The organism is Streptomyces sp. NPDC015139, from assembly GCF_043079785.1.
In the GTDB taxonomy this organism is placed as follows: domain Bacteria; phylum Actinomycetota; class Actinomycetes; order Streptomycetales; family Streptomycetaceae; genus Streptomyces; species Streptomyces albidocamelliae.
This window is the reverse complement of the sequence record NZ_JBIBUW010000008.1, coordinates 382,927-390,782: the sequence shown is the minus strand read 5'-3', so window position 1 is coordinate 390,782 and position 7,856 is coordinate 382,927. Positions and strand designations below refer to the sequence as shown.

Below are 7,856 nucleotides of genomic sequence, written 5' to 3'. Positions count from 1 at the left end.
CAGCACGGTGTCGGGGTACTGCGCGTCGATCTCCTTGCGCACCCGCCTCAGGAACTCGTGGGTGGCGGGCAGGTTCTCGCAGTTGGTGCCCTCCTCCGCGTAGAGGTAGGGGACCGCGTCGAGGCGGAACCCGTCGATGCCCAGGTCCAGCCAGAACTTCAGCGCCGCCAGGATCTCCTCCTGCACGGCCGGGTTCTCGTAGTTCAGGTCGGGCTGGTGCGAGAAGAAGCGGTGGAAGTAGTACTGGCCGCGGACCGGATCGAAGGTCCAGTTGGACGCCTCGGTGTCGACGAAGATGATCCGGGCGTCCTGGTACTGCTTGTCGTCGTCGGCCCACATGTAGTAGTCGCCGTACGGCCCGTCGGGGTTCTTGCGGGACTCCTGGAACCACGGGTGCTCGTCACTCGTGTGGTTCATGACGAAGTCGATGATGACGCGCATGCCGCGCTGGTGGGCGGCGTCCACGAACTCCACGAAGTCGGCGAGGTCCCCGAACTCGGGGAGCACCGCGGTGTAGTCGGAGACGTCGTACCCTCCGTCGCGCAGCGGCGACTTGAAGAACGGCGGCAGCCACAGGCAGTCCACGCCGAGCCATTGCAGGTAGTCGAGTTTGGCGGTCAGGCCCTTCAGGTCGCCGACACCGTCGCCGTTGCTGTCCTGGAAGGACCGCACGAGGACCTCGTAGAAGACGGCTCGCTTGAACCAATCCGGGTCCCGGTACTTCGCCGGAGTGTCCTCGAACGTGTCCAGTACCGGTTCGTTGACGGTCATGAGGCTGCGGGCCCTCCGTTCTGGGGCGTCGATCGCCCGACGTGGAGCACGTGCGCCGGCGCGCTGCCGGGCGTCAGACGCACGTAGTTGGTCCTGCCCCAGTGGTACGTCCCGCCCGTCAGTTCGTCGTGCACCGACAGGGCGTCGTGCCAGTCCAGGCCGAGTTGCGGCATGTCCAACGAGACCGTGGCCTCCTGGGTGTGATGCGGGTCGAGATTGACGACCACGATGACCGTGTCCGTGCCCGTGCTCTTGCTGTAGGCGAGCACGGCGTCGTTGTCGGTCCGATGGAAGCGGAGGTTGCGCAGGCGCTGTAGCGCGGGGTGCCGCCGCCGGATGTCGTTGAGCCGGGTGATGAGCGGGGCGATGGTCCGGCCCTCCCGTGCGGCGGCCTCCCAGTCGCGGGGCTTGAGCTGGTACTTCTCCGAGTCCAGGTACTCCTCGCCGCCCTCGCGCAGCGGGGTGTTCTCGCACAGTTCGTAGCCGCTGTAGACGCCCCAGGTGGGGGAGAGGGTGGCGGCGAGGACGGCGCGGGCCTCGAAGGCGGGCCGGCCGCCGTGCTGGAGGTGGGCGTGCAGGATGTCCGGGGTGCTGGGAAAGAGGTTCGGCCGCATGTAGGCCGCCGCCTCGCCCGACAGTTCCGTCAGGTACTCCGTCAGTTCCTGCTTGTCGTTGCGCCAGGTGAAGTAGGTGTACGACTGCTGGAACCCGACCTGCGCGAGGGTGTGCATCATCGCCGGCCGGGTGAACGCCTCGGCCAGGAAGATCACGTCCGGGTCCTTGCGGTTGATCTCCCCGATGACCCGTTCCCAGAACACGACCGGTTTGGTGTGCGGGTTGTCCACCCGGAAGATCCGCACCCCGTGGTCCATCCAGTGCCGCAGCACGCGAACCGTTTCCTCAACCAGGCCGTCCAGGTCCGCGTCGAAGGCGATCGGGTAGATGTCCTGGTACTTCTTCGGCGGGTTCTCGGCGTAGGCGATGGTGCCGTCGGGACGGTGGTGGAACCACTCCGGATACTTGTGCACCCAGGGGTGGTCGGGGGAGCACTGCAGGGCGAAGTCCAGCGCGATCTCCAGGTTCAGCTTCCGCGCCTCACCGACGAAGAAGTCGAAGTCCTCGATCGTGCCGAGGTCCGGGTGGACGGCGTCGTGCCCGCCCTCGGGGGAACCGATGGCCCAGGGCACGCCCACGTCGTCCGGGCCGGCGTTCAGCGTGTTGTTGCGGCCCTTGCGGAACGTCGTGCCGATCGGATGGACCGGCGGCAGGTAGACGACGTCGAAGCCCATGTCCGCGATCGCCCTCAGCCGGCGGGCCGCGGTGCGGAACGTGCCGTGCGGCCGCTCCGCCGTGCCCTCCGAACGCGGGAAGAACTCGTACCAGGAACCGAACAGCGCCCGCTCCCGCTCCACCAGCAACGGCATCGCGTCGGAGGCCGTCACCAGGTCGCGCAGGGGATACCGGGCGAGGAGTTCCTCCACCTCCGGGGCCAGGGCGGCCTTCAGCCGGTCGTGCACCGACAGCGAGTCGTCGCCGAGGGCGTGCGCGGCGGCCAACACCAGGTTCCGCTCAGGGCCCTTGGGGACGCCCGCCGCCGCACGCTCGTGCAGCTCGGCGCCCTCCTCCAGCACCAGACCGGTGTCGATGCCGGCCGGCACCTTGATGGACGCGGTGTGCCGCCAGGTGGCCAGCGGATGGCTCCACGCCTCCACCCGGTAGGTCCAGCGGCCGGTGGCGTCCGCGGTGATCTCGGCGCCCCAGCGGTCGCTGCCCGGGGACAGCTCCCGCATCGGAGTCCAGGGGCCTCGGCGGCCCTTGGGATCGCGCAGGACCACATTGGCACCCACGGCGTCGTGCCCTTCACGGAACACGGTGGCCGTGACCTCGAAGGTCTCACCGGTCACCGCCTTCGCCGGGCGCCTGCCGCACTCCACGGCCGGCCGGACGTCGCGTACCGGTACACGGCCGATGGCCGGGGTCCTGCGCATGTATCTCACCTCCGCCGTGCGCGAAGCCGGGCACGCGGCCCGGCTTCGCGATCCGAGACGGGCCGAATCGGATCGGTCCCGTGGGGGAACGCCTTGTACGGTGCCAGGTCAGGGGCTTGGCGCCGTGGAACGCCGCTCCGGTGGCTGCGCTCTTCTGGCCGTCCGGCGCGGCTGCGGCCGTCCGTCCTGCTCGCGCAGGTAGGTGACCAGGCTGGTGCGCAGATAGCGCTCGGCCGCGTCCGCGGCCTCGCGGGCGCACCGTTTGCCCATCAGAACGCACAGCGTGTAACCCGAGTCCTCGAAGGTGGCCCGGACCGTGCGGTCGTGGGGCGAGGCGAGCATCACGCGCTCCCACGCCCGGTAACGCCGCAACTGCCGGGCCACTTCGGCCTTGGCGGGTAGCAGCATCGCCCTCTTCACCCTCCACGCTCTCGACTGGGCGCGTTCCCGACGGTCGGGTGGTGTCCGCGCACGGGAAGGCGCGGCACCGTTACGGCGATCGAGGCTTTCACTTATGGTGCACGCACGATGACGCAGCGTCTTGTTGGAGCTTCAACCATTCCGGGTGTCGGGTGCTCGTGTTGCACGAATGGCGTAGTGCCCCCATCGTGAAGGTGACTCAGAAGCGATAACCGCTCACGCTATGTGTCCGGGATCCCTCCCGGACGGGGCAAGGGGAGCGAGAGCTTCGCCGGTGAGGAGCAAGCGACGATGAAGACCGCAGTGCCCTGCTACTACCACCTCGATGTGGAAGTCAGTCCGGAACGAGTGGTACAGGTCAGCCGCATCCTGGCCGCCCACCTCCGCTACTGGGACCTCGAGAACCTCGTGGCCCCGGTCTGCCTCGGCGCGGAACTGCTGCTGAGGGCGATCGACGAGCACGCGACCGACAAGCACACCTCGATCGAGATGTGGTGGAACGGCCAGCACCTGATCACCGCCTTCGGTGACGACGACCCCGATCTGCGCCCGGACCAGGACCTGCGGTCCTGCCTGGCGGACATCGCCGCGATGAGCGACGGCTGGGGGTGCTGTGCCTCCGACACCGGCAGCAAGATCATCTGGTTCTCGCAGCGCGCCCGTTCCGGCGAACGCGTCCCGCTGGTGCCCCTCGCGCCCGACCCCGCTCTGCGCACGGGCCTCCGCGTGCCGCGCGCCCCGCGGACGGCGGTGCTGGCCGCGCCCGCGCCCGCCGGTGACGGCGTCCTGGAGGGCAGCCGGTGACCGCCCGCAAGAAGCGTGCAGGGGTGCCCGTGTGGAGCGGGCACCCCTACCCGTTGGGCGCCTCGTTCGACGGACAGGGCACCAACTTCGCCCTCTTCAGCGAGGTCGCCGAGCGCGTCGAGCTGATCCTGGTCGCCGAGAACGGCAAGGAGACCCCCGTACGGCTGCACGAGGTCGACGGCTTCGTCTGGCACGCCTACCTGCCCGGCATCGGCCCCGGTCAGCGCTACGGCTTCCGGGTGCACGGTCCCTGGCAGCCCGCCCTCGGCAACCGCTGCAACCCGGCCAAGCTGCTGCTCGACCCGTACGCCCGTGCCGTGGACGGCCAGATCGACAACCACACCTCCCTGTACGAGCGCGCCCCGGACGGTCCCGCCCCGGCCGACAGCGCGGGCCACTCCATGCTCGGCGTGGTCACCGACCCGTTCTTCGACTGGGGCGACGACCGCCCGCCGCGGACGCCGTACGCGGAATCGGTCATCTACGAGGCGCACGTGCGCGGCATGACCCGCACCCATCCGGACGTGCCCGAACGGCTGCGCGGCACCTACGCCGGACTCGCCCACCCCTCGGTCGTCGAGCACCTCACCTCGCTCGGCGTGACCGCGGTGGAGCTGATGCCGGTCCACCAGTTCGTGCAGGACGGCGTCCTCCAGGACCGGCAGCTGTCCAACTACTGGGGCTACAACACCATCGGCTTCTTCGCCCCGCACAACGCCTACGCCGCCTTCGGCAGCCTCGGCCAGCAGGTCAACGAGTTCAAGGCGATGGTGAAGGCGCTGCACGCGGCCGGCCTCGAAGTCATCCTCGACGTGGTCTACAACCACACCGCCGAGGGCAACGAGATGGGCCCCACGCTGTCCTTCCGGGGCATCGACAACGCCTCCTACTACCGCCTGGTCGACGGCGACTGGGCGCACTACTACGACACCACCGGCACCGGCAACAGTCTGCTGATGCGGCACCCCTACGTACTGCAGCTGATCATGGACTCGCTGCGGTACTGGGTGACCGAGATGCACGTCGACGGCTTCCGCTTCGACCTCGCGGCCACGCTCGCCCGGCAGTTCCACGAGGTGGACCGGCTCTCGGCGTTCTTCGACCTGATCCAGCAGGACCCGGTGATCAGCCGCGTCAAGCTGATCGCCGAACCCTGGGACGTGGGCGAGGGCGGCTACCAGGTGGGCAATTTCCCGCCGCTGTGGTCGGAGTGGAACGGCAAGTACCGGGACGCGGTGCGGGACTTCTGGCGCGCGGAGCCCGGTTCCCTCGGTGAGTTCGCCTCCCGGCTGACCGGCTCCTCCGACATCTACCAGCACAGCCGGCGCCGGCCCCGCGCGAGCGTCAACTTCGTCACCGCGCACGACGGTTTCACGCTGCGCGACCTGGTGTCGTACAACGACAAGCACAACGAGGACAACGGCGAGGACAACCGGGACGGCGAGAGCCACAACCGGTCCTGGAACTGCGGCGCGGAGGGCGACACCGGCGATCCCGCCGTCCTCGAACTCCGTGCCCGCCAGCAGCGCAACCTGCTGGCCACGCTGCTGCTCTCGCAGGGCATCCCGATGCTCTGCCACGGCGACGAACTCGGCCGCACCCAGCGCGGCAACAACAACGCCTACTGCCAGGACAACGAGATCTCTTGGGTCGACTGGGAGCTGACGGCGGAGCAGGGCTCCCTGGTGGAGTTCACCCGGCACCTCATCGGCCTGCGCGCCGCGCATCCGGTGCTGCGCCGCCGCCGCTTCTTCCGCGGCGAGACCGCGACCAACGCCGAACAGCCGCTGCCCGATCTCATGTGGCTGCGGCCGGACGCCCGCGAGATGACCGACCGGGACTGGCAGCGCGGCGACGCGCACTCGGTCGGCGTGTTCCTCAACGGCGACGCCATCGCCGAACGCGACCCGTACGGGCGCCGCATGACCGACGACAGCTTCCTGCTGCTCGTCAACGGCTACTGGGAGCCGGTCGACTTCCGGCTGCCCGACGACTCCTTCGGCGAGCGCTGGACCACCCTCATCGACACCGCGGATCCCGACGGCGTCCCCGACGAACGCGAACGCAAGGCGGCCACGAGGCTCCCCGTGGAGTCGCGCAGCCTGATCCTGCTGTCCAGGCCGTCGAGAGCGGCCGGCTAGGCACGCGCCGCGACCACCGGAGCCGGACGCCGCGCGCGGCGACGGAGCGAGCGGGGGAAATTCGGTGGAGGGTGGCCCGGCGCCGGGTGATGATGTCCGGCGCCGGCCGCTGCCGGCGAATGGAGCCCGCCGAAGTCGGCGGCCGTCGCGGCAGGGGGGAGCGCGTGGGCGGTTTCCTGCGGTGCAGTCTTTTCCACGGGGTCACCCATGAGCAGGTGTTCGACGCACTGGCCGGCTTCTGGCGGGCGCAGGACCACCGGCTGGTGGACGCCGCCGCGGACGAGGACGCCTACACACTGCACCGGACGAGCGGCCCCTGGACCGCGCTGAGCTGGACGCGCGGCTGGGAATGGGACCTGCGGCGCCGCGCGCAGTTCCATGTCTCGCGCGTCCACGACTGCCCCGGCCTGCTGACCTTCCTGTACGACGGCGACTACTGGGGCTACGAACTGTTCCACCACGGCACCACCGTCGACCGGTTCCTCCAGTGGGCGCAGCCCGGTCAGCAGTTCTTCCCCGACGCGTCGGTACGGGGCCGGCCGGACCTGCTGGTCGCCCAGTTCCCCGCCCTCGGCCTCGACCCCGACCACGCCAGGGGCTACCTGACGAGCGTCGACGTCGAGGACCCGACGTACGAGGACTTCGACGCGTCGTCCGACGATCCGCGGAACCGGCCGGTCCGCGACGGCGACCGGTGGGGGCGCCTGGACGCCGAGGCGGTCTTCGACTTCTGGCGTTTCCTGGGAGCGGAACCCGGCACGCCCTACGACACCGACGGCTTCCCCAACCCCTACCTCTTCGCGGCGCCCGTCCACAGGAGGTTCACCACCCGGCCGGCGTGAGCGATCCGGTCACCGGTGGCTGCGGGACGTCACCGTGAACTGCGCGCCGTCCGCGTCGCGCAGCACCGCCTCCTGCTCGTCCTCGCTCAGGACGCTGCCGCCGTGCTTCTCCGCCGCACGGGCGCAGGCCGCCACGTCGGACACGGCGAAGTGGATCTGCCAGTGCGGGCGCACGGAGGGGTCCGGGGCGGCTTCCACGGCGCCGGAGTCGATGCGCGCGACCACGTCCCCCTGGTAGCGCAGCAGCACCTCGCCGCCCGCGTACTCGACCTCGCACCCCGACACCCCGGACGCCCAGTCGAGGATCTCGCCGTAGAAGATCGCGGAATCGAAGGCGTCGCGGGTGTGCAGCCGGATGAAGGCCGGCGTGGCCCGCCGCCACGCCTCCCAGTTGTAGACCAGCTCGCCCTGCCAGATGCCGAAGGTCGCCCCGTCGCGGTCCGCGAGGAGCGCGGCACGGCCGGGCGGGAAGGACAGCGGTCCCACGGCCGCCGTGCCACCCCGCTCGCGGGCCCGGGCCACGGCCACGTCGGCGTCCGGCACGGCGAAGTACGGCGTCCAGGCCACCGCCATCTGCCACATCGCGGCGACGGCGGCGATCCCGGCCACCGGCACCCCGTTCGCGAGGGCGATACGGAAGTGCTCGCCGAGTTTCGCGCCGCGCCAGCGCCAGCCGAGGACGGCCGTGTAGAAGTCCTGCGTCGCCTCCAGGTCCCGGCTGGTGAGACTCACCCAGCACGGCGCACCGAAGACCGAGTGGGTGGAGACGACATCCCGGCGCCTCGGCGCGCCGTCGCTCCGTCCGCCGCTGACAGGGGGGTCTTGGTTCATGGCAGTGCGTCCTGCTCTCGGGGCGGGGCCGGGCGGCCACCGGTCTTGCACCAGTGTCC

Annotated in this window: 7 protein-coding genes; 3 read left to right on the top strand and 4 right to left on the bottom strand. The window is 70.3% G+C overall.

Features of this window, described 5'->3' with window-relative positions:
- The 3 genes from ACF08B_RS23925 to ACF08B_RS23915 form a co-directional block, all read right to left on the bottom strand.
- Positions 1-771: alpha-amylase family glycosyl hydrolase (locus tag ACF08B_RS23925; protein ID WP_392319245.1), on the bottom strand; the 771-nt coding region annotated here is incomplete at its 3' end.
- On the bottom strand, positions 768-2,759 hold the full coding sequence (locus ACF08B_RS23920) for an alpha-1,4-glucan--maltose-1-phosphate maltosyltransferase (protein WP_392319244.1): 1,992 nt from the start codon (positions 2,757-2,759) through the stop codon (positions 768-770). The genes ACF08B_RS23925 and ACF08B_RS23920, both read right to left, overlap by 4 nt.
- 108 nt (positions 2,760-2,867) lie before the next feature.
- The gene (locus ACF08B_RS23915) at positions 2,868-3,167 is read right to left on the bottom strand and encodes a DUF5133 domain-containing protein (protein WP_392319243.1); all 300 of its coding nucleotides are present in this window, start codon (positions 3,165-3,167) and stop codon (positions 2,868-2,870) included.
- A gap of 303 nt (positions 3,168-3,470) precedes the next feature.
- Here ACF08B_RS23915 and ACF08B_RS23910 point away from each other — a divergent pair, with 303 nt between their 5' ends.
- The 3 genes from ACF08B_RS23910 to ACF08B_RS23900 all read left to right on the top strand — a co-directional run bounded on the left by ACF08B_RS23910 (position 3,471) and on the right by ACF08B_RS23900 (position 6,966).
- Positions 3,471-3,983: a pep a2 gene (locus ACF08B_RS23910; protein WP_392319242.1), complete on the top strand. Its 513-nt coding sequence runs from the start codon at positions 3,471-3,473 to the stop codon at positions 3,981-3,983.
- The gene (gene glgX, locus ACF08B_RS23905; RefSeq protein WP_392319241.1) at positions 3,980-6,124 is read left to right on the top strand and encodes a glycogen debranching protein GlgX; all 2,145 of its coding nucleotides are present in this window, start codon (positions 3,980-3,982) and stop codon (positions 6,122-6,124) included. The genes ACF08B_RS23910 and glgX overlap by 4 nt, the downstream gene beginning before the upstream one ends.
- Positions 6,125-6,339: 215 nt before the next feature.
- On the top strand, positions 6,340-6,966 hold the full coding sequence (locus ACF08B_RS23900) for a hypothetical protein (RefSeq protein ID WP_392319240.1): 627 nt from the start codon (positions 6,340-6,342) through the stop codon (positions 6,964-6,966).
- 9 nt (positions 6,967-6,975) lie between these two features.
- Here ACF08B_RS23900 and ACF08B_RS23895 read toward each other — a convergent pair whose 3' ends face one another.
- Complete coding sequence (locus ACF08B_RS23895; protein ID WP_392319239.1) at positions 6,976-7,797, bottom strand: VOC family protein; 822 nt, start codon at positions 7,795-7,797, stop codon at positions 6,976-6,978.
- Between the last annotated feature and the right edge of the window lie 59 nt (positions 7,798-7,856).

Excerpts from the sequence above, each read along its gene's own strand:
- ACF08B_RS23915 (WP_392319243.1), bottom strand. The coding sequence starts at position 3,167 with ATGCTGCTACCCGCCAAGGCCGAAGTGGCCCGGCAGTTGCGGCGTTAC.
- ACF08B_RS23910 (WP_392319242.1), top strand. The coding sequence starts at position 3,471 with ATGAAGACCGCAGTGCCCTGCTACTACCACCTCGATGTGGAAGTCAGT.
- ACF08B_RS23920 (WP_392319244.1), bottom strand. The coding sequence starts at position 2,759 with ATGCGCAGGACCCCGGCCATCGGCCGTGTACCGGTACGCGACGTCCGG.
- ACF08B_RS23895 (WP_392319239.1), bottom strand. The coding sequence starts at position 7,797 with ATGAACCAAGACCCCCCTGTCAGCGGCGGACGGAGCGACGGCGCGCCG.